General features: G+C 70.8%; 1 protein-coding gene. It reads left to right on the plus strand.

Annotation, left to right across the window (positions count from 1 at the left end):
* On the plus strand, nt 1-504 hold a 504-nt coding region (locus Dsi01nite_RS57020; protein WP_203854898.1), incomplete at both ends, for a TerD family protein.

The raw sequence follows: 504 nt of genomic DNA on the forward strand, positions 1-504 counted from the left end.
GGGTGCGAACCTGCCGGTGCTGGCGACGTCGGTCCGGGCGGTGCTGGGCTGGCGTGGTGGTGCCGGGGTGCCGGACGCGGACGGGTCGGCGTTGCTGCTGGTGAACAACAAGGTCCGTAACGACGACGACTTCGTGTTCTACAACCAGCCCCAGCATCCTGGTGGTGCGGTGCGTCACGAGGGGAAGTCCGGTGGTTCCGGGGGCCCGGTGACCGACACGCTGTTGGTGGATCTGGCCCGGGTCGAGCCGGCGGTGGAGCGGATCGTGCTGGCGGCGTCGGCGGACGGTGGGACGTTCGGGGCGGTGCCGGAGCTGCACATCCGTCTGCTCGACGCGGTGTCGGGGGTGGAGGTGGCGAGGTTCGACAGTCCTGGCGCGACGACGGAGACGGCGTTCATCTTCGGTGAGTTGTACCGGCGGGCCGGGGTGTGGAAGTTCCGGGCGGTCGGGCAGGGGTACGACTCGGGGCTGGCCGGGCTGGCCCGCGACTTCGGCATCTCCGT

This window comes from Dactylosporangium siamense, assembly GCF_016862795.1.
Classification (GTDB): domain Bacteria; phylum Actinomycetota; class Actinomycetes; order Mycobacteriales; family Micromonosporaceae; genus Dactylosporangium; species Dactylosporangium siamense.